The organism is Roseateles sp. Mitsp63 (assembly GCF_059491535.1).
In genome coordinates, this window is the sequence record NZ_CP168509.1 from 4,156,476 (window position 1) to 4,176,218 (window position 19,743).

Consider the following 19,743-nt stretch of genomic DNA (forward strand, 5'->3'; position numbering starts at 1 on the left):
CCGCGCTCGACCCGTCCGTCCCCGTCATTCCGTCGCCGACAGCGACCCCTTTCACCAGAAGCAGTACCGACATGGCCACGCTCAAGCTCAACAAGAAGAATCCGGCCGGCGCCAAGTCCGCGGGCGGCAAGACCGACGCCGGTCCCCGGCGCGCCCCGCTGCGCGGCCAGGGTGTCAACAAGCCGCGTCCGACGCTCGCGCAGGCGCAGGCCGACCGCGCCGAACGCGAGGCCGCGTTCCAGCAGCGCCGCGCCGAGGAAGGCCGCCACGAGCACCGCGGGCCGCAAGGCCGCGACGAGCGCCGCGCCGGCCCCGGCGACCGTCCGCCGCGCGAAGGCGGCTACGGCGACCGTCAGGACCGGGGGCCGCGCGAAGGCGGCGACCGCCGCCCTCACGGCGACCGTCCGCGCTTCGAGGACCGTCCCCGTTTCGAGGACCGTCCCCGCTTCGAGGACCGTCCCCGCTTCGAGGGCGACCGGCCGCGCCGCGATGACCGGGGCGGCGACCGCTACGGCGATCGCCCCGCCCGCCCGCAGGGAGACCCCCAGCGCGGTGACCGTCCTTACGGTGACCGTCCTTACGGTGACCGTCCTTACGGCGACCGGCCCTACGGAGACCGGCCGCCGCGCGATCGCGCGCAGGGCGACCGGCCGCGGGGTGACCGTCCCTTCGGCGACCGGCCGCGCCGCGATGACCGGGGCGGTGACCGCCAGGGCGACCGCTACGGACGCGGTCCCGAAGGCGCCCGATACGGCTCGGACGGCGGGGCCCGCCACGGCGACGAGCGCCCCCGCCGCGCGCCGGCCGGCGACCGTTACGCGCCCGCCTCCAATGTCCACGCCCGCGCCGAACGCGAGGAGCGCGCCGAGCGCACCGACCGTCCTCGCCACCCGGACGCGCCGCGCCAGCCCGCGCCCGTGCGCCTGGCCGATCCGGACGCCGGCGAGCGCCTGTCCAAGCGCATGAGCGAACTGGGCCTGGCTTCGCGCCGCGAGGCCGATGAATGGATCGAGGCCGGCTGGGTCAGCGTCGACGGCCAGCCGGCGACGCTGGGCCAGCGCGTCGGCCCGGACGCGGTGATCGCCGTCGATCCGGCCGCCCGTGAACAGCAGGCGCAGCGGGTCACCATCCTGCTGAACAAGCCGATCGGCTACGTCTCCGGCCAGGCCGAGGACGGCTATGAGCCCGCGTCGGTGCTGGTCAAGGCCGACACGCACTGGAGCGAGGATCCCGCCAAGATCCAGTGGGCGCCGGGCCACGGCCGCCAGCTCGCGCCCGCCGGGCGCCTGGACATCGACTCCACCGGCCTGCTGGTGCTGACGCAGGACGGCCGCATCGCGCGCCACCTGATCGGCGAGGACTCCGATGTCGAGAAGGAGTACCTGGTCCGCGTCGCCATCGAGAACGGCGACCCCGAGCAGCATCCGCAGCATCAGCTCGACCCGAAGGCGATCGCGCTGCTGAACCACGGCCTCGAACTCGACGGCGTGCAGCTCAAGCCGGCCAAGGTCAGCTGGGCCAACGAGGACCAGTTGCGCTTCGTGCTGCGCGAGGGCCGCAAGCGCCAGATCCGCCGCATGTGCGAGCTGGTCGGCCTGAAGGTGCTGGCGCTCAAGCGCGTGCGCATCGGCCGCATCCCGCTGGGCCAGCTGCCGCCGGGCCAGTGGCGCTACCTCGCGCCCTGGGAACGCTTTTGAGCGCACCCGCCGGGGACCTGCGCCCGATCTGTCTCGCCGGCCCGACCGGCTGCGGCAAGACCGCCGCGGCGCTGGCGATCGCGCGCCGCCAGCGCGTGGAGATCATCAGCGTGGACTCCGCGCTGGTGTACCGCGGCATGGACATCGGCACGGCCAAGCCGGCGCCCGATGAACTCGCCGAGGTGCCGCATCACCTGATCGACCTCCTCGAGCCGACCGGCAGCTACTCCGCCGCGCAGTTCGTGCGCGACACGATGCGCCTGGTCCCCGGGATCCAGGCCCGCGGCGCGCGGCCGCTGCTGGTCGGCGGCACGATGCTGTACTTCAAGGCGCTGTTCGACGGCCTGTCCGAGCTGCCCCAGGCCGACGCCGCGCTGCGCGCGCGGCTCGATGCCGAGGCCGCCCGCGAGGGCTGGCCGGCGATGCACGCGAAGCTGGCGGCGCTCGATCCCGAGACGGCAGCGCGCCTGGCGCCGCTGGATTCGCAGCGCATCCAGCGCGCGCTGGAGGTCTGCCTGCTCAGCGGCGAGCCGATGTCGGCGCTCTACCGCCGCCAGCGCTCGCAGGGCGTGGACTGGCCCTTGATCTCGCTCGAGCCCTCCGACGCCGCGCGCGCCTGGCTGCATGAGCGCCTGGCGCAGCGCTTCGCGCTGATGCTGGAACAGGGCTTCGTCGACGAGGTGCGCCGCCTGCGCGCGCGGGGCGACCTGCACCTGGGCCTGCCGTCGATGCGCTGCGTCGGCTACCGGCAGGCGTGGGAACTGCTCGATGCGAACGAGGGCTCGCCGGACCTCGCGGCGCTGCAGGAACTCGGCACCGCGGCGACGCGCCAGCTCGCCAAGCGCCAGATCACCTGGCTGCGCGGCATGCCGGCCCGGCGCATCGTGCCGGCCGAGGCGCCGGATGCGCTCGATCGCGTCATGGACGCCGTGCGCTCCGCCCCCTGAGGCGACCCGGCGCGGGCGCACGCCACAATCGCCGGATCGCCCGCCACCCGCGCCCTGCCCGACGATGGACGTTCCCCTCCTGACTGCCTCCGGCCTGACCAAGCGTTACGGCTCGCAGACGCTGTTCGAGCATCTGTCGCTGACGCTGCATCGCGGCGAGATGCTGGCGCTGCTCGGCGAATCCGGCAGCGGCAAGTCGACGCTGCTCAACGGGCTGGCGGCGCTGGAACCGCTGGACCGGGGCCAGGTCGTGCTGCAGGGCCGCGATGTCCTGGCGCTGGACGAGTCCGGCCAGGCCCGCTTGCGGCGCGAGCAGCTCGGCTTCGTGTTCCAGGCCTTTCACGTGCTGCCCCACCTCACCGTGCACGACAACATCGCGCTGCCCTTGCTGCTGCAGGGCCGGCCTGATCCGGCGCGGGTCGCCGCGATGCTCGAGGCCGTCGGCCTGACCCCTCACGCGCGGCATCTGCCGCGCCAGCTGTCCGGCGGTCAGTTGCAGCGTGTGGCGATCGCCCGGGCCCTCGTGCACCGGCCGGTGCTGGTGCTGGCGGACGAACCCACCGGCAACCTCGATCCCGCGCATGCCGACCAGGTGATGCGGCTGCTGCGGCAGCAGTTGCGCGAACAGAACGCCGCCTGCCTGCTGGTCACCCATTCCGCCCATGCCGCCGCACTCGCCGACCGCCGCCTGCGGCTCGAGAACGGCCGCCTCATCGAGGCCTGACGGAAGCGCCGCGCGATGACCAGTGCCGCCTCCCGCTCCCCTGCCCCGCCGGTCGCGCTGCGCCAGGCCTGGGGCTGGTGGTGGCAGCTCTCCTGGCCGGCGCTGCGCCTGCAATGGGGGCGTCAGCTGGCGGCCTTGCTGACGATCGCGCTGGGCCTGGCGCTCGCGGGCGCGGTGCACTGGATCAATGCCTCGGCGCTGGCGCAGTTCGAATCCGCCGCGCGCCAGAGCAGCGCGCAGGCCGACACCGAACTCAGCGCCGCGCCCGGCTCGGCGCCGCTGTCGGACTTCTTCTACGGCACGCTGGCCGCGCGCGACGACATCGCCGCGCTGGCGCCGCGGCTCGACGCCAGCATCCGGCTGCGGACGCGCGACGGCCAATGGCAGCGCGTGCGCCTGATCGGCCTGGACCTGCTGCAGCTGGGCGCCTTCCATCCGCAATGGCTGCCCAGGATCGATGGCACGGACCTGGGCCGCGCGCTGCGCGAGCCGGCGCTGATGGTGAGCGACGCGGCCTGGCGGAAGCTGGGCTACGAGGGCGGCAGCGGCATGCCCGCGGCCTTGCGCGTCGACCTGCCGGACGAGCCCGCGCCGCTGCCCGTCGCCGGCCGGGTGCCGGACCGCCAGCAGGCGCTGGTGATCATCGACATCGCCTGGGCCCAGCAATTGCTGCACCGGCCGGGCCAGCTCGACGCGATCCTGCTGCGCATGGCCCCGGGCCGCGCGGTGCCGGCGGCCTGGCCGCCGGGCGTCGCCGCCCGCGCGCCGCAGGACCAGGCCCGCCAGCAGGCCGACGAAGCCCGCCGCCTGACCCGCGCCTACCGGCTGAACCTGGGCGTGCTGTCGCTGATGGCGCTGTTCGTGGGCGCCTTCATGGTCTTCGCCGTGCACAGCCTGTCGGTCGCGCAGCGGCTGCCCCAGCTGGCCCTGCTGGGCGTGCTCGGCATGAGCGCCCGGCAGCGCCTGGCGCTGCTGGTGTCGGAGGCGCTGCTGCTCGGGCTGGCGGGCGCGCTGCTCGGGCTGGCGCTGGCCGTGGGCCTGGCCGAACTGGGGCTGCATGCGCTCGGCGGCGACCTGGGCAGCGGCCTCATCGGGCTGGACGGCGGCCGGCCGGCCCTGCAGGCGACGCCCGCGTCGATCGCGGGACTGCTCGCGCTGGGACCGCTGGTGAGCCTGGGTGCCGCCGCGCTGCCGCTGGCGCGCTTGCGCCGCCTCCCGGTGGCCCAGGTGCTCAAGGGCCTGGGCAGCGGCGGCGACGCGGGACGCTGGTGGTGGCTCGGCCCCGTGCTGCTGGCCTCGGCGCTGCCGCTGACCTGGATGCGGCCCATCGAGGGCATCCCGCTCGGCACCTACGCCGCGATGGCGGCGCTGCTGCTGGGCGCGCTCGGCACGGTGCCCTTCGCGCTGCGCGCGATCACCGGCCTGCTGCGCGGCTGGGCGGCGCGCCGGGCGCTGCCGCTGCTGGCCGTCGAGCGCGCCCGCGATCAGGCGGGCGAAGCCGGCCGGCTCATCGCCGGCGTGCTGGTCGCGCTGGCGCTGGCCGTGGCGATGCTCGTGATGGTCGCGAGCTTCCGCGCCTCGCTCGATCAATGGCTGAGCGACATGCTGCCGGCCGACCTCTACGCGCGCCAGACCGCGCGCGACAGCGCCCAGCAGGGCCAGCCGATGCCGCCGGGACTGGCCGCGTCGGCCGCGGCGCTGCCGGCCGTCGAGCGGGTCGCGGCGCAGCGCACGCGCGCGATCGGCGTGACGGTGCGGGGCATGTCGGGCAGCACCACGCTGCTGGCGCGCCCGCTGGACCACCGCCTGCCGCTGCAGGGCGAGGCCGTGACGCTGCCCGCCGGCGTGCAGCCGGTCTACATCAACGAGGCGATGCGCGATGAACTGCGCCTGGCGCCCGGCGACCGCTTCATGCTGCGGCTCGAGGGCCGGCAACTGCCGGTGGCGGTCAAGGCGGTCTGGCGCGACTACAGCCGCCAGACCGGCGCGGTGCTGATCGAGCGGCGCGAGTGGGAGCGCCTGAGCGGCGACGCGGCCATCACCGAGCTCGCGCTGTGGCTCAGGCCGGACGCCGATCCGGTGGCGGCCCAGCAGGCGCTGCGCGAGGCCTCGGGCGCGCCGGAATCGCTGGAGATCGCCTCGGCCGGCGAGCTGCGGCGCTTCTCGCTGGCGATCTTCGATCGCAGCTTCGCGATCACCTACTGGCTGCAGGCGGTCGGGCTGGGACTGGGGCTGTTCGGCGTCGCGGCCAGCCTGTCGGCGCAGCTGCTGGCGCGGCGGCGCGAATTCGGCCTGCTGCTCCACCTCGGCCTGACGCGCGCGATGCTGCGCCGGCTGGTGCTGGCGGAAAGCCTGCTGCAGGCCGTCGCCGGCGCGGTGATGGGGCTGCTGGTGGGGCTGGCGATCAGCGCGGTGCTGGTGTTCCGGCTCAATCCGCAGAGCTTCCACTGGAGCATGGACTGGTCCATTCCCGGCTGGCGCGTGGCCGCGCTGCTGGCGGCCAGCCTGCTCGCGACCGCCGCGACGGCGGCCTGGGCCAGCGCGCGCGCGCTGAGCGCGGGCCAGGGCGAGGCGCTGCGCGCGGTGCGGGAGGACTGGTGATGATCGGACGCCGTCCATGGCTGGCGGGACTGGGCGCCGCGGGGCTGTCGATGGCGCAGGCCGGTCTCGCGCCGCGCGCCGCGCTGGCGCAGACGCGCACGGGCGATGCCGCGGACCCGCCCGCCGGCGCGGAGCCGCTGTCCGCCGAGCCGCTGCGTTTTCCGCGCGACCACGGCGCGCATCCGCAGACGCGCGTCGAGTGGTGGTACGTCACCGGCGTGCTGCGCGAAGCGGCGTCGACATCGCCGGAGCACGGCCCGCGGGGCCGCCCCGATTTCGGCGTCCAGCTGACCTTCTTCCGGGTGCGCAACGAGCTCGCGCGCCCGCTGACGTCGGCGTTCGCGCCGGGCCAGATCATGCTCGGCCATGCGGCGGTGTCGGACCTCGGCCGCCAGCGGCTGCTGCACGATCAGCGGGTGCTGCGCCATGGCTTCGCCAACGCGCGGACCGAGACCGGCGACACGCGCGTGCGCCTGGGCGACTGGCAGTTGCGCCGCGTCGACGCGCCGGGCGGCCTCAGCCGCTACGTCCTGCTGATGCCCAGCGAGCCTGGCGGCTTCGCGCTCGAGCTGACGCTGGACGCGCCGCAGGCACCGCTGCTGCAGGGACAGGCCGGCTGGTCGCGCAAGGGACCGGACGCGCAGCAGGCCAGCCGCTACGTGAGCGAGCCGCAGCTGAGCGGCCTTGGCCGGCTCGCGCTGCGCGACGGCGGCACGCGCGAGGTGCGCGCGCGGGCCTGGCTCGACCATGAATGGAGCAACCAGTACCTGGGCCGCGGCGCCGACACCGCGCCGGATCGCGCGGCCGGCTGGGACTGGCTGGGGCTGAACCTGGACGACGGCAGCGCGCTGACGCTGTTCCAGATGCGCGCGCGGGACGGCCGCATCGTCTGGACCGGTGGCAGCTGGCGCGAGCCGGCCTCGCGCGGCGGCGCGCAGACGGACTTCCAGCAGCAACTGGCCTTCGAGCCGCTCGCCTTCTGGCAGAGCCCGGTGAGCCTGGCGCGCTATCCGGTGAAGTGGCGCATCCGCACGCCCAAGGGCGTGTTCCTCGTCGAGGCGGCCTATGCGGCGCAGGAGATCGACGCGCGCCGCAGCACCGGCTTCCCCTACTGGGAAGGCGCCGCGCGGCTGACCGACGAGACCGGCCGCGCGCTCGGCTGGGGCTACCTGGAGATGACGGGCTACGCCGGCCGCGTGCCGCTGTAGCGATTGCGCCCCGACGGGATCGCGGCATAGGCGCGCACGCAGTTGCAGCCGGCGCCGCGCGCCATCGCCAGCGCCTGCCGAGCCTGCTGCAGCAGCTGGTCGGCGCCCTGCTGCGGCTCCCGCCGCCAGTCCTGCCAGTGCGCCAGCCCCAGGCTCGCGCTCAGCGGCAAGGCCTGGCCCTGCCAGCGGTAGTCCAGCGTCGCGACCCGCGCCCGCACGCGGTCGGCTGCGTCCAGCGCGCCCAGCGGATCGGTGCAGGGCAGATACGCGGCCCAGACGCCGCGCGGCAGCGGCAGCAGCCAGTCGCCGCCGCGCAGCTGCTGGCGCACCAGCTGGTCGAGCCGCTCGTCCAGCGCCTGGATGCAGTCCTGGCCGTACTGCTGCTGCATCCGCGCCCAGGGATCGAGCTCCAGCAGCATCAGCACCCCGTCGTGGCGGTGCCGCTGGGCGCGGGCGGCCTCCCGTTTGAGGCCCTCCATCAGCTGTGCCTCGTCGGCCGCGGCGACACGCGCCGGCGGATCGCGGCGCGCCTGCCAGCGCCGCCGCAGGGAGTGCCACCAGGCCCCTGGGCCCTTGTCCGAGTCTTGAGCCATACCGCCGCCTCGCCGGAGATGAATCTGGATTGCAGCACAGGAGCAAGCCGCGCGCCGCCCCCTGTTGCCCGGGGCCGCCCCCTTGACCGAGGGAGGATAGGCCGCCGCGCCCGCGCGCGTCACGCCAGATGTAACGAATCCGGACCGCCCGCAGGGATGCGTGCGGCGGCGCGGGCGCTGGCCTACAGTTGTCAGCTGTGTTCCGAGCCCGCGGCCCCGCCGCACCGCCGATGAACGCCTCTTCAGGGATCCCCCTCGAGCCGGCCGCAGAGCCCGCCACCGACCCGGCGCCGCCCGGGCCGGACATGCGCGCCGCCCCGGAGCTGCCGATGACGGCGGTCGTCGGCGCGCTGCTGGTGCTGATCACCGGCATGGTGCTGACGCTCAGCGCGATGCTCTGGAACCGCAACCATGTCGTGGCGGAGGCCGGCACCGTGCTCGACGCCCAGCTCGACCGCCTGCAGCGGGACGTCGTCCAGCGCTTCGTGCCGCCGGTGTACGGCCTCAAGGGCGCCCGCGGCACGATCGCCGCATTGCGCGGGCGGATCAGCCGGCAGGCCTTCCGGACCTACGTCCAGAGCCGCGACCTGATGCACGAGTTCCCGGGCGTGCGCGGCTTCGGCTTCGTGCCGCGCGTGCCGCGCGAGGAGCTGCCCGCGTTCATCGCCGCGCAGCGGGCCGATGGCGCGCCGCAGTTCACCGTGCACACGAGCGGCGATGCGCCGGACCTCTTCGTCGTCGCCCACATCGAGCCGCTGTCGCAGAACTACCCCGCCTGGGGCTACGACCTGGGCGCCGAACGCGTGCGCCGCGAAGCCATCGAGCGCGCCATCGCCTCGGGCGAGGCGGCGCTGTCCGCGCCCGTGCCGCTGGTGCAGGACCATGCGCAAGGGCCCGGCATGCTGCTGCTGGTGCCGGTGTTCCGCGACGGCGCCGACCCGGTCACCCCCGACCAGCGCCGCCAGGCGCTGCTGGGCATGCTCTACGCGCCGCTGGTGGCGCAGGAGATCCTCGCCGGCCTCAAGGAGGGCCTGGGGGCGGCGCCGCTGGACTTCCGGCTGCTGGTCGACGACCACACCGGGACGGAGGACCTGCTGCTCGACTCCGCCACCGGCATCCAGCCGCTGGACACCGCGCCGGACATGCGCCCCGGCTTCGCCAACCGGGTGGTCAGCGATGAACGCCGGCTCGTGATCGCGGGGCGCGCCTTCCGCGTCGAGGCCGCGCTGACCCCCGCCTATGAGCGCGCCGTGATCGACGCGGCCGGCTGGGGGCCCGGGCTGTTCGGCACGCTGCTGACGCTGCTGCTGGCGGCCACCACCTACCTGCTGGCCGCCGGACGGGTCCGCGCGCAGGCCCTGGCCGACGCGATGACGGAGGACCTGCGGCTGCTGATGCTGGACCAGCAGGCGATGCTGGACACCGAGATCATCGCCATCGCCAAGCTGCGCGAGCGCCGCATCGTCTGGCAGAACCGCGTGCTGGGCCGGATGTTCGGCTACAGCGCGGACGAGATGCTCCATCTGGCCGTGCGCGACCTCTACGTCGACGAGGCCACCTACGACGCCCTGGGCGAGAACGCCTATCCGGTGCTGGTGCGCGGCGGCCACTACCGCAGCCAGGTGCAGATGCGGCGCAAGGACGGCGGGCTGTTCTGGGTCGATCTGCACGGCGTGGCGCTGCCCGGCGAGCGCGAGCCCGGCACCACGCTCTGGATGATGGTCGACATCACGCAGAGCAAGGCCCACGAGGCCAGCGTCGAGCATGCCGCCTTCCACGACGCGCTCACCGGACTGCCCAACCGGGCGCTGCTCGCCGACCGGCTGCGCCAGGCGATGGGCGCGATGCAGCGGCAGGGAGGGACCGTCGCGGTGGCCTTCCTGGACCTGGACGGGTTCAAGGCCGTCAACGACACGCACGGGCACGAAGCCGGCGACGAGGTGCTCCAGGCGGTGGCGAGGCGGCTGTCGGACGGGATCCGGGCCTCGGACACCGCGGCGCGGCTGGGCGGTGACGAGTTCGTCGTGCTGCTGACGCCGCTGGCCGGCCCCGACGCGAGCCGCGCCATCTGCGAGCGCCTGCTGCGCGCGATCCTGGAGCCGGTGCGGCTGGCCTCGGGCGCCGTCGTGCAGGTGGGCAGCAGCATCGGCGTGGCGCATTTCCCGCTCGACGGTGTCGACGCGGAGGTGCTGCTCAGCCGCGCCGACCAGGCGATGTTCGAGTCCAAGCGGGCCGGACGCTGCCGCATCCGCTGGCTGGACGGCGCGTCGCCGCCGCAGGAACTGGACCTGTCCGCGCTGCGCGTGGCGCCCGGGCCGTCACGCGCCTGGCCCGCGCCGTCCCCGGAGGACGGGGCGCTCCGGGATGACCGGAGTCATGCGCGCTGAGCCGTCATACAGTCGCCGGATGACCATCCTGCTCACTCCCCGGCTCCGCCTGGAGCCGATGACCGACGCGCACCTGGCGGGCCTGTTCGAGATGAACCGCGACCCCGACGTGATGCGCTACATCACCGGCAAGCCCGACACGCTGGCGGACACGCAGGCGATGATCGACCGCGTCAAGGCGCGCTGGGCGGAATGGGGCTACAGCTGGTGGACCTTCCTGGAGCGCGATGGCGGCCAGATCGTCGGCGCCGGCTGCGTGCAGCACATCGGCCGCGATCGCGCCAATCCGCATGAGCTCGGCTGGCGGCTGCGCCGCGACCGCTGGGACCGCGGCTATGCGTCGGAGGCGGCGCGCCGCATGGCGGCCTTCGCGATCGACGACCTCAAGGCGCCGCAGCTGGTCGCGTTCTGCGACCAGGCCAACAGCGGCTCCGCGCACGTGATGCAGAAGCTGGGCATGCGCTTTCGCGCGATCGAGCACTGGTACGACTTCGACGGCGCGCTCTACGGCATGACCGCCGACGAGTGGCGCGCCTGGCCGGCCTCGGCCCAGGCGGCGGCGGAGATCGCCGCCTGCGCCGATCAGAGCCCGCCGACGAAGTAGCGCTTCAGGCCCGACAGGATCATCTCGACCGCGATGGCGGTCAGCACCAGTCCCATCAGCTTCTCGAGCGCCGAGACGACCGAGTCGCCCAGCAGCTTGCGGATGCGGTCGGCCAGGATCAGCGCCAGGAACGAGATCACCATCGCGGTGAACAGCGCGCCTATCCACTCGGCGACGCGGTCCGGCTGGCGCGAGGCCAGCAGCAGCACCGTGGCCATCGCCGACGGACCGGCCAGCAGCGGCACGGCCAGCGGGAAGATGAACGGCTCCTTGCCGGTCTCCATGCCGTAGGCGGACTCGCCGGCATGGCTGAAGATCATCCGGATCGCGATGATGATCAGGATCACGCCGCCGGCGACCTCGAGCGAGCGCTCGGACAGGTGCATCAGGCGCAGGAAGCCCTCGCCCAGGAACATGAACGCGAGCAGCACCGCGAAGGCGATGCCGACCTCGCGCAGCGCAACCTTCAGGCGGCGCTCGCGCGGCACGGACCGCATGATGGGGATGAAGATCGGGAGGCTGCCGAGCGGGTCCAGCACCAGCAGCAGCAGGATGAGGGCGGAGAGAAAGCTGTGATCCATGGGGCGCGATTCTCGCCGAAGGCGGCCTTCGCCGGCTTGATGCTGGCGGCCGGCCACGCACGCTTTGTTCATTCGATTCCATAGAATCGCAATGATTCCTCGCCACGATCCCGCTGATGAACAAGATGGACAAGAAGGCCTTCCCCGCGCTGGACGCGATCGACCTGCGGATCCTGCAGGAGCTGCAGCGCGACGGACGGATGTCCAACGTGGACCTGGCGGCGCGGGTGCATCTGTCAGCGCCGCAGTGCTTCCGCCGCGTGCGGGCGCTGGAGGAGCGCGGCGTGCTGCGCGGCTACCGGGCCGACGTCGCGCCGCTGGCGCTGGGGCTGGGGGTGACGGCCTATGTCAGCCTGAACATCACCGCCCAGGCCTTCGCCCGCGTGCGCGAGATCGAGTCGCTGATCCGCGACTTCCCCGAGATCCTGGAATGCCACACCGTGTCGGGGGACTCGGACTACCTGCTCAAGGTGGTCGCGCGCGACCTGCAGGCGCTGTCCAAGTTCCTCACCGACAAGCTGATGCAGCTGGACGGGGTGGCGGACGTGCGGTCGATGATCTGCCTGGAGGAGATCAAGCCGCCGGCGGGGCTGCCGGTGGCTTAGGCAGGGGCTCGCACGGCGTGCATCAACGCTTCGATCGTGTAGCTCAGCGCCTCCTGGCGGCGAGAGGCGGCGGCGTAGGCCGGATCCTCCAGTGTTCTGTCCGACAAAGTGAACGAGTGCATCACCGCAAGTTGTGCATCTCTCGATTGCTGCACTGCCTTGATGACGCCGCTCTCCTCACGGAACGCCCGCTGGATCCGAAGCCTCGTCTCCGGCGGCAGTTCATCGAAGGCGTTCCTCGCCGCCTTCGCCAGATTGCGGATGATGTACTCCCCGTCCCCTCCTATCAGATTTCCTCCCCGCGCAGCGTAGGCGCGTCGAACATCGGCAATGAGCAACATGGTGCTGTTGATGACCACGTCACCCAAAGGATCCTTTGACGTCCTGCCAAGGACGCGCCCGACCGCTGCCCGCCGAGTCAAGGCCCCGTCCATCGTAAGGAACAGTTGCTTCATCCCATCCTTCAATGGCCTGCGTTGATCAATATTCCGGAGATCGGACTCGCCTCGAATCTCTTCGAGACGCCGTGTCAACGAGCGCTGGTCGGCGCTGACACTGGGCATCGACTCGGAGGGAAGCGGCGTGCTCGGGACATTTGGCATGCGCTTGACCCTCAAATTATTGGCATCCATCAGGAACCGCTGCCCCCGGCGAGCCTGCTCCGCCCTTCTCCTCTGAACCAGCTCCGCATTGCTGCTCTCGATCCGAGGGCCGGAGCGCGGGCGCGCGTCCGGCAGAGGCTTGGGCTTGGGAGCCACGGGCAGTTGCACCGTCGGCGGTGTCTGCGGTGTCTGCGGTGTCTGCGGTGTCTGCAACGCCGGTGGAGGCGTTGATGGCGCGGGCGGCGCGGGCCGCTTCGCGGGTGCGGGCGATGGAGACTCCTCGGAACTGCGCTCCGTTTGCGTGCTGATCTCGCTCACCGCTGGACGAAGGTAGGAATGCCGCAGCTCTTCCATGTCCGACTTCAGGTCCGACACAAGCGCCGTCAGGCTGGGATTGTCATCCCACGTGAGCTGCTCCTCCTCGCCGTTCACCGATGAGAACTCCGAATCGGCGTCATGACCGGCATCGGGCGGCTCCTGTCGCCGTCCTGAAAGAGGGGGCGCGTCGCAGCCGTGAAGCGGTGGCAACTTGGAGCCGCCCTTCAAGAATGCGGTGACTGCATCGATGGCCCCTTCGCCATGGAGGCCTGCAAACAATTTTGCATACGCGAGGGCCTGCGGGGACAAGGACTGCGACTCATCACGCGTCCAGGGACCTTCGTCGCGGCCCTGCTTTTCTCGCGACCGCTGTTGCTCATCGTGCGCGAACGCCTCAAGCACGACTGAGCTCGAGTCGGAGACGCCATCATTGCAGCCCACGACCAACTGGGGGGCTTCGCCAAGATCTTCAAGACGACGCATTGTCCCAAGGGCGCTTGCGATGGCGCCGCGGGCCTCCCGCGGCCGGCTCAGATCTGCCTGATGCACCTGGACGAACGTCGAGGCAATTTCCCGCGATCCGTCCAGGATTTCAGATTGCAGCAGCCAACTGCCGTCATCGGTCATCCCATCGTGCCGGCGGAAAAGCGCCGTCAGGACCCGGCCATCATTGCCCTGGACCTGCCACTGCACCGTCTGACCGGATCTCTGCAGTTGAGCCAGCAACGCGCTGGGCACCTTGCCTTCGGCAACGATCAGGTTGGTGGCACGACGTTCCTTCAGCATCTCGACGAAGCCAAGCGCGGCAGCGGCATTTGCCTGGTCCAGGTGCGGGTTCGGGCCCGGCAATGCTGGCAGCCGTGCCTGTATCACCGATGGAAAGCTGCCAAAGGCCGGCGTGATCCATGCATGGATGAACGGGTGAACGATGCCTTCCAGCACGCCTCCGCAAGCCGCCGCGGCGAGGGCGATCGGCTGGGCCAGCGACGGATTCACGCCGGGTGGCCAGGGCTGGTACGGGACACCGCCAAACCCGAGGGGCGCTTGGCCAAACGGAACCAGATTCGGCATCACGCTGAACGGATGCAGGTACGAGGAGTGAGCCATGCGAACAATTGGCAACCCTTCGAGGGTCGCGGCGAGGTGCTGGGATGGACCTTGTGTGTCCCCCCGCCCCACCGGGGTTCGGGCACCGGTGCTCCGCGTTCAGCCGCGCGGATGATGCGCCGCGTGCAGCGCCTTCAGGCGCTCCCGCGCCACATGCGTGTAGATCTGCGTCGTCGACAGGTCCGCGTGTCCCAGCAGCAGCTGCACCGCCCGCAGATCGGCGCCATGGTTCAGCAGGTGGGTGGCAAATGCATGCCGCAGCGTGTGCGGCGAGATCGGACTCGTGATCCCGGCGATCCCCGCGTACTTCTTGACGATGCGCCAGAAGCTCTCCCGCGTCATCGCCTGTCCGTGCCGGCTCAGGAACAGATCGTCCGTGCCGCGCGCGCTCAGCAGCTGCGGCCGCGCCTCGCCCAGGTAGCGCATCAGCCACGCATGCGCCTCCTCGCCGAAAGGCACCATGCGCTCCTTGTCGCCCTTGCCGGTCACGCGCAGCACCGCCTCGCGCAGGCCGACGTGCACGCTCTTGAGCGTCACCAGCTCGGTCACGCGCAGACCGCTCGCATACATCAGCTCCAGCATCGCGCGGTCGCGCAGGCCGTGCGCGGTGCCGACATCCGGCGCCTCCAGCAGCCCCTCCACCTGCTGCTGCGTCAGCGTCTTGGGCACGCGCATCGGCTGCTTGGCGGTGATCAGCTTGAGCGTCGGATCACGCGTGATGCGGTGCTCGCGCAGCGCCCAGCGGAAGTAGCGCTTGAACACCGACAGCCGCCGGTTCGCCGAACTCGCCTTGCCGCCATCGTGGCGCGCGGCGGCGTAGCCCATCAGGTCGAGTTCCTCGGTCTGATCGAGCGCGCGGCGGCGCGGTTGGGCGGCCAGCCAGTCGGCCAGCAGCTGCAGATCCCGCCGGTAGGCGAGTTGCGTGTTGCTCGACAGGCCCTCCTCGATCCACAGCGACTCGATGAAGGCGTCGATGGCGCGCTGGCTTTGCTCACGCTCGGGCGAGCGCGCGGGCGAGCCGCCCTCGCAGGACATCGAGGCGTCGTTGGCGGCGCGGCGGGACGGAGACGGCATGGCGCGCATGATGCCAGCGCGAGGTCCCGGCGGCGGCGGCGCGAAAAAAAAGGGGCCCGCGCCACCACGCGCGGGCCCCGCGGAGCAACCGCCACAGGCAGCGGTTGGTTGGGAGCAGGAAGAAGGGGGAAGGCAGGCGCTCGATCAGCCGATGCGCACCGGCACGAAGATCTTGTCGCTGCCGCGCTGCACCAGCAGCGCGACGGATTTCTCCGCGCCCTGCACCGCGCCGCGGACCTGATCGACCGACTGCACCGGCGTGCCGTTGATCGCCAGCAGCACGTCGCCCGGCCGGACGCCGGCGCGCGCCGCCGCGCTGCCCTCGCCCACTTCCTCGATCAGCAGGCCCTCGCGGGTGCCGAGCTGGCGCCGTTCCTCCGGCTGCAGCGGCCGCAGGGCCAGGCCCAGCTTGCCGTGCGCCGACTCGGCATTGCCCTCGCCCTTGGCGAGCTTGGCGCCCTTCTCGTTGGCGTCGCCCAGCGTGACGGTCAGCGTCTCGCGCTTGCCGGCGCGCCACACCTCGACATCGGCCTTGTCGCCCGGCAGCGATTGATCGACCAGCGCCGGCAGGTCGCCGCTCGAGACGATCTTCTGGCCCTTGAAGCCCAGGATCACGTCACCCGAGCGCAGCCCCGCGCGCGCCGCCGGCCCGCCGTCCTCGACGTTGGCGACCAGCGCGCCCTCGGGGCGGTCCAGCTTGAAGGAGTCGGCGAAGCCCTGGTTGACCTCCTGCACCATCACGCCGAGCTTGGCGTGCTGCACCTTGCCGCCCTTCTCGATCTGGGCGCGGACCTTGCTGGCCACCTCCACCGGGATCGCGAACGACAGGCCCTGGTAGCCGCCCGAGGCGCTGTAGATCTGCGAGTTGATGCCCACCACCTCGCCGCGCGCGTTGAACAGCGGGCCGCCGGAGTTGCCGGGGTTGATCGCGACGTCGGTCTGCAGGAAGGGCACGCGGCTCTCGTCCGGGCCCAGCGAGCGCCCCTTGGCGCTGATCACGCCGGCGCTGACGCTGTTCTCGAAGCCGAAGGGCGAGCCGATCGCCAGCACCCATTCGCCGACGCGCAGGTCGCGCGTCGCGCCCAGGCGCACCGTCGGCAGGTTCTTGGCGTCGATCTTCAGCACCGCGACGTCGGTGGACTTGTCGCTGCCCAGCACCTTGGCGCGGAACTCGCGGCGGTCGGTCAGCTTGACCACCACCTCCTGCGCGTCCTGCACCACATGGGCGTTGGTCAGGATGATGCCGTCGTTGCTGACGATGAAGCCCGAGCCCTGGCCGCGGATCTCGCGGCTGCCGCCATCGCCGCCATTCGGACCGCCGGGCATGCCCGGCACGCCGAAGCGGCGGAAGAATTCGTAGAAGGGATCGTCGGGATCGATCTGCGGCGCGCGCGCGGCGCGCGTCTTGACGGTGCCCGACACGCTGATGTTGACCACGGCCGGCCCCTGCGTCGCGGCGATCTGCGCGAAGTCGGGCATGCCGGCCGGGGGCGGCGTGTAGTTCGCGGCGGGTGCCGCGGCGTTGGCCGCCGGCGTGGTGACCGCGGCGACCTGGGTGTCGCCCGGCGCCGCCGCGGCCGGCTGCGTGCCCGTCACTTGCGTCGCCTGCGCCACCGGCGTCACCTTGGCGTTGCGCATCGCCAGCGCGCCGCCAGCGGCCCCCAACACGCCGGCCGCGGCCAGCGCCCACACGAGCTTCTTCACCGGAATCATCTTCTCCACTTGCTGAGCCATCTGAACCTCCAGATTCGCTGCGACCGGCGGGACTGAACAGGTCCCCGCCGATCCGATGGCTTGAAGTGTGAGCACCTTGGCTTAGGTCGCTCTTAATCCTTCGTGGCGGGCCCCGGCGCCGGCTTCGGGCGGCCTTCCTCCTCCATCGCGCGCAGGATGGCCAGCGTGACGCGATCCTTCTCGCCCAACCAGGGGGCCGGACCGCGGCTGCTGCTTGAGTTCCGCGCCTGCACGCGGCGCAGCGCCTTCGCGAACGCCCCGCGCTTGTCCTGCGTCCGCCTCCTCCAACGGCTGCGCCCTCGCTCGTCCAGCATGAGGAAAGCCATGCTCATCAACAAGGCGCCGATCCGCGCGGCGATGTCATGACGAAGCGCGGGATCCATGGCGGGCGGCAAACGGGCCAGCGACATCACCGCCAGCGACCACGCCAGGTTCTCGATCGACCGCCACTTGGGCGTGATCAGGCGCTGGAACCATCCCGAGACGCCCGTCGGCTTGGCCATGCGCTGCGCGAGCGTCCTCGCCATCGCGTTGGCATCCTTCGCACCCAGCCCTTCGCCGACGCGCTGATGGAACTCCATCAACTGGAGCGCCCTGGCCAGGGATGTCACTGCGGGCGCTGGCGCCGGCGCCGGCGCTGTTGCCGGTGTCGTCGCCGCGACCGTCTGCGAAGCGCTCAGCCGCCGGCGGCCGAAGTCCCGGGCCGGAGGCGGTCCGGCCGGCATTGACGCCACGGCGGCCGCTGCCGAGCCTCGCGGCGGCTCATCCGCCCGCGCCACCGCATCGGCCGTGACACCGGCGCAGGCGGATGCGTTCACAGACGTTTTCACGGGCATTCCTTCCGAGGCGATGCATCCTGGGTTGGAGTTGTCCGCTACGCGGTTCCTCGGCGCCCGTCACCCTCCGCCGGCCGGCGGCGCCGGCAGCGCCTTGGGCGGATTGGCCCGCGACAGCGGCAGCGTCACCTCCACCCGCAGGCCTCCCAGCGCCGTGCTGTGCCCCAGCCGCAGCGCCGCCCCGTGGTCATCGGCGATGCTGCGCACCAGCGCCAGCCCCAGGCCGCTGCCCGGCGCCTGCTGCGCCTGCGCCTCGGAGCGGTAGAAGCGGTCGAACACCCGGCCGCGCTCGGCGTCCGGGATGCCGGGGCCGTCGTCCTCGACCACCAGCAGCGCCATCCCGCCGCTGCGCTCCAGGCTCAGGTCGACGCGGCTGCGGCCGTACTTGATGCCGTTGTCCAGCAGGTTGCGCAGCAGCATGGTCAGCGCCTCGCGATGACCGTCGACCAGCGCCGGATCGCAGCGCCCCAGGCCCAGGTCGACGCCGCGCGCCTGCGCCAGCGTCGCCGCGTCGACGACCGCGTCGCGGCACAGCGCGTCGAGCGCGATCGGCAGCGACGGCGCCTGCGCCTTGGCGCTGTCCTGGCGCGCCAGCGCGAGCAGCTGCTCGATCAGGTGCGACGCGCGATCGATGCCCAGGCCGAGCTTCTCCAGCGCCTGCGCGCGCGCCGCGTCATCCGGCGCGCGGCGCAGCGACTGCAGCTGCAGCTTCAGCGCCGCCAGCGGCGAGCGCAGTTCATGCGCCGCATCGGCGACGAAGTGCTGCTGCTGCTCGAAGGCCTGCCGCACCCGGTCCAGCAGCGCATTGAGCTCGGTGACCAGCGGCTGGACCTCGGCGGGGAGGTCCTCCTCGTCCACCGGGGCCAGGTCCTGCGCGACGCGGCGCGACAGCTGCTGCCGCACGCGCTCCAGCGGCGCCAGCGCGTGCGACACCACCCACCACACGACCAGCGCCAGCATCGGCAGCATCAGCGCGGTGGGCAGCACGGTGCGCCAGGCGAGCTGGCCGGCCATGCGCTGGCGCACCGCGATGTCCTGCGCCACCTGCACGACCTGGAAGCGCCCCTGCACCGCGAAGACGCGATAGCGCTTGCCGCGCAGCGCGACATTGGAGAAGCCCAGCACCGCGCGCTGCGGCAGCCAGTCCGGGCCCGCCGAGCGGTACAGCGGCGTGCCGTCCAGGCCCCAGACCTGCACGATCAGGTCGATGCTCTGTTCCTCGCCCAGCGGCAGCGGCAGGCCCGTGCCCATGCCGGCGCGCAGCGACAGCGCGACCTGCTGCATCTGGTAGTCGAAGATCTCGTCGGTCTCCATGAGCGCGTTGCGATAGGCGCTCATGCCCTGGATCAGCGCGCTGCTCAGCATCGCGGCCAGCAGGAACAGCAGCAGCCGGTAGCGCAGCGAGCGCGGCAGCAGCGTGAACCGGTTGCGCCGCGGCGCGCCGTCTCCGGGCGCCGCGTTCATTCCTTGGGCACGCGGTAGCCGACGCCGCGCACGTTCTGGATCAGCTCGGCGCCCAGCTTCTTGCGCAGGCCGTGGATGTAGACCTCGACCGCGTTGCTGCTGATTTCGTCCTTCCAGCCGTAGAGCTTCTCCTCGAGCTGCTGGCGCGACAGCACGATGCCGGGCCGCGCGATCAGCGGCTCCAGCACCGCCCATTCGCGCTGCGACAGCGTGACCGGGTGGCCATGCGCGGTGACCTCGCGCGTGGCGGGATTGATGCTCACGCCCATGTGCTCGTAGACCGGCTCGGCGCGGCCGGCGGCGCGGCGCAGCAGCGCGCGGATGCGGGCCAGCAGCTCGTCCAGTTCGAAGGGCTTGAGCACGTAGTCGTCGGCGCCGGCGTCCAGGCCGGCCACGCGCTGGGCGGTGGCGTCGCGCGCGGTGGCGATCAGGACCGGCACGGTCTGCTTGCGGCCGCGCAGCGCCTGCAGCACGCTCATGCCGTCGCGCTTGGGCAGGCCCAGGTCCAGCAGCACCAGGTCGTAGGTCTGGGACTGCAGCGCGGTGTCGGCGATCTCGCCGTCACGCACCCAGTCCACCGCATAACCCTCGGCGCGCAGCAGCTCGAGCAGCTGCTCGCCGATCATCAGGTCGTCTTCCACCAGCAGGAGTCGCATGGGCG

At 72.3% G+C, this 19,743-nt stretch carries 16 protein-coding genes; 8 read left to right on the forward strand and 8 right to left on the reverse strand.

Annotation, left to right across the window (positions count from 1 at the left end):
* The first annotated feature begins 71 nt into the window (after positions 1-71).
* The 5 genes from ACEN96_RS18100 to ACEN96_RS18120 all read left to right on the forward strand — a co-directional run bounded on the left by ACEN96_RS18100 (position 72) and on the right by ACEN96_RS18120 (position 7,177).
* Complete coding sequence (locus tag ACEN96_RS18100) at positions 72-1,697, forward strand: pseudouridine synthase (RefSeq protein WP_495584461.1); 1,626 nt, start codon at positions 72-74, stop codon at positions 1,695-1,697.
* Complete coding sequence (gene miaA, locus ACEN96_RS18105) at positions 1,694-2,644, forward strand: tRNA (adenosine(37)-N6)-dimethylallyltransferase MiaA (protein WP_495584462.1); 951 nt, start codon at positions 1,694-1,696, stop codon at positions 2,642-2,644. Before ACEN96_RS18100 ends, miaA begins: the two co-directional genes overlap by 4 nt.
* A gap of 64 nt (positions 2,645-2,708) precedes the next feature.
* A complete protein-coding gene (locus tag ACEN96_RS18110; RefSeq protein WP_495584463.1) occupies positions 2,709-3,368 on the forward strand; it encodes an ABC transporter ATP-binding protein in 660 nt (219 codons plus the stop codon).
* Between the two features lie 15 nt (positions 3,369-3,383).
* A complete protein-coding gene (locus ACEN96_RS18115) occupies positions 3,384-5,969 on the forward strand; it encodes an FtsX-like permease family protein (protein ID WP_495584464.1) in 2,586 nt (861 codons plus the stop codon).
* Positions 5,969-7,177 (forward strand): lipocalin-like domain-containing protein, encoded by a 1,209-nt coding sequence (locus ACEN96_RS18120; protein ID WP_495584465.1) that lies wholly within the window; start codon positions 5,969-5,971, stop codon positions 7,175-7,177. Before ACEN96_RS18115 ends, ACEN96_RS18120 begins: the two co-directional genes overlap by 1 nt.
* On the opposite strand, the gene ACEN96_RS18125 is transcribed toward ACEN96_RS18120, so the two are convergent.
* On the reverse strand, positions 7,153-7,770 hold the full coding sequence (locus tag ACEN96_RS18125; protein ID WP_495584466.1) for a GGDEF domain-containing protein: 618 nt from the start codon (positions 7,768-7,770) through the stop codon (positions 7,153-7,155). The two genes, ACEN96_RS18120 and ACEN96_RS18125, sit on opposite strands and share 25 nt — an antisense overlap.
* A gap of 230 nt (positions 7,771-8,000) precedes the next feature.
* Between ACEN96_RS18125 and ACEN96_RS18130 the strand changes: the two genes are divergently transcribed.
* Both ACEN96_RS18130 and ACEN96_RS18135 read left to right on the forward strand, forming a co-directional pair.
* Positions 8,001-10,157: a CHASE domain-containing protein gene (locus ACEN96_RS18130; protein WP_495584467.1), complete on the forward strand. Its 2,157-nt coding sequence runs from the start codon at positions 8,001-8,003 to the stop codon at positions 10,155-10,157.
* A gap of 19 nt (positions 10,158-10,176) precedes the next feature.
* On the forward strand, positions 10,177-10,761 hold the full coding sequence (locus ACEN96_RS18135; RefSeq protein ID WP_495584468.1) for a GNAT family N-acetyltransferase: 585 nt from the start codon (positions 10,177-10,179) through the stop codon (positions 10,759-10,761).
* Here ACEN96_RS18135 and ACEN96_RS18140 read toward each other — a convergent pair.
* On the reverse strand, positions 10,740-11,342 hold the full coding sequence (locus ACEN96_RS18140; protein ID WP_416763415.1) for a MarC family protein: 603 nt from the start codon (positions 11,340-11,342) through the stop codon (positions 10,740-10,742). The genes ACEN96_RS18135 and ACEN96_RS18140 overlap by 22 nt on opposite strands.
* A 116-nt stretch (positions 11,343-11,458) precedes the next feature.
* Between ACEN96_RS18140 and ACEN96_RS18145 the strand changes: the two genes are divergently transcribed.
* Positions 11,459-11,947 carry an Lrp/AsnC family transcriptional regulator gene (locus tag ACEN96_RS18145; protein ID WP_495584469.1) on the forward strand — a complete coding sequence of 163 codons (489 nt, stop codon included), beginning with the start codon at positions 11,459-11,461 and terminating at the stop codon, positions 11,945-11,947.
* Here the strand turns inward: ACEN96_RS18145 and ACEN96_RS18150 are convergent.
* The 6 genes from ACEN96_RS18150 to ACEN96_RS18175 all read right to left on the reverse strand — a co-directional run bounded on the left by ACEN96_RS18150 (position 11,944) and on the right by ACEN96_RS18175 (position 19,738).
* Positions 11,944-13,974: a hypothetical protein gene (locus tag ACEN96_RS18150; protein ID WP_495584470.1), complete on the reverse strand. Its 2,031-nt coding sequence runs from the start codon at positions 13,972-13,974 to the stop codon at positions 11,944-11,946. The two genes, ACEN96_RS18145 and ACEN96_RS18150, sit on opposite strands and share 4 nt — an antisense overlap.
* Positions 13,975-14,073: 99 nt before the next feature.
* Entirely contained in the window at positions 14,074-15,009 is a 936-nt protein-coding gene (gene xerD / locus ACEN96_RS18155; RefSeq protein ID WP_495588641.1) for a site-specific tyrosine recombinase XerD, read from the reverse strand.
* A gap of 183 nt (positions 15,010-15,192) precedes the next feature.
* The gene (locus ACEN96_RS18160) at positions 15,193-16,782 is read right to left on the reverse strand and encodes a DegQ family serine endoprotease (protein ID WP_495584471.1); all 1,590 of its coding nucleotides are present in this window, start codon (positions 16,780-16,782) and stop codon (positions 15,193-15,195) included.
* Positions 16,783-16,874: 92 nt separating this feature from the next.
* Positions 16,875-17,618 (reverse strand): hypothetical protein, encoded by a 744-nt coding sequence (locus ACEN96_RS18165; RefSeq protein ID WP_495584472.1) that lies wholly within the window; start codon positions 17,616-17,618, stop codon positions 16,875-16,877.
* A 60-nt stretch (positions 17,619-17,678) separates the two neighbouring features.
* Complete coding sequence (locus tag ACEN96_RS18170) at positions 17,679-19,082, reverse strand: ATP-binding protein (RefSeq protein WP_495584473.1); 1,404 nt, start codon at positions 19,080-19,082, stop codon at positions 17,679-17,681.
* A complete protein-coding gene (locus ACEN96_RS18175; RefSeq protein WP_343639106.1) occupies positions 19,079-19,738 on the reverse strand; it encodes a response regulator in 660 nt (219 codons plus the stop codon). The genes ACEN96_RS18170 and ACEN96_RS18175 overlap by 4 nt, the downstream gene beginning before the upstream one ends.
* Positions 19,739-19,743 lie beyond the last annotated feature (5 nt).

Coding starts and splice junctions, on each gene's coding strand:
- ACEN96_RS18100 (WP_495584461.1), top strand. CDS start 72: ATGGCCACGCTCAAGCTCAACAAGAAGAATCCGGCCGGCGCCAAGTCC.
- ACEN96_RS18110 (WP_495584463.1), top strand. CDS start 2,709: ATGGACGTTCCCCTCCTGACTGCCTCCGGCCTGACCAAGCGTTACGGC.
- ACEN96_RS18115 (WP_495584464.1), top strand. CDS start 3,384: ATGACCAGTGCCGCCTCCCGCTCCCCTGCCCCGCCGGTCGCGCTGCGC.
- ACEN96_RS18120 (WP_495584465.1), top strand. CDS start 5,969: ATGATCGGACGCCGTCCATGGCTGGCGGGACTGGGCGCCGCGGGGCTG.
- ACEN96_RS18125 (WP_495584466.1), bottom strand. CDS start 7,770: ATGGCTCAAGACTCGGACAAGGGCCCAGGGGCCTGGTGGCACTCCCTG.
- ACEN96_RS18130 (WP_495584467.1), top strand. CDS start 8,001: ATGAACGCCTCTTCAGGGATCCCCCTCGAGCCGGCCGCAGAGCCCGCC.
- ACEN96_RS18135 (WP_495584468.1), top strand. CDS start 10,177: ATGACCATCCTGCTCACTCCCCGGCTCCGCCTGGAGCCGATGACCGAC.
- ACEN96_RS18140 (WP_416763415.1), bottom strand. CDS start 11,342: ATGGATCACAGCTTTCTCTCCGCCCTCATCCTGCTGCTGCTGGTGCTG.
- ACEN96_RS18145 (WP_495584469.1), top strand. CDS start 11,459: ATGAACAAGATGGACAAGAAGGCCTTCCCCGCGCTGGACGCGATCGAC.
- ACEN96_RS18150 (WP_495584470.1), bottom strand. CDS start 13,974: ATGGCTCACTCCTCGTACCTGCATCCGTTCAGCGTGATGCCGAATCTG.
- xerD (WP_495588641.1), bottom strand. CDS start 15,009: ATGTCCTGCGAGGGCGGCTCGCCCGCGCGCTCGCCCGAGCGTGAGCAA.
- ACEN96_RS18160 (WP_495584471.1), bottom strand. CDS start 16,782: ATGGCTCAGCAAGTGGAGAAGATGATTCCGGTGAAGAAGCTCGTGTGG.
- ACEN96_RS18165 (WP_495584472.1), bottom strand. CDS start 17,618: ATGCCCGTGAAAACGTCTGTGAACGCATCCGCCTGCGCCGGTGTCACG.
- ACEN96_RS18170 (WP_495584473.1), bottom strand. CDS start 19,082: ATGAACGCGGCGCCCGGAGACGGCGCGCCGCGGCGCAACCGGTTCACG.
- ACEN96_RS18175 (WP_343639106.1), bottom strand. CDS start 19,738: ATGCGACTCCTGCTGGTGGAAGACGACCTGATGATCGGCGAGCAGCTG.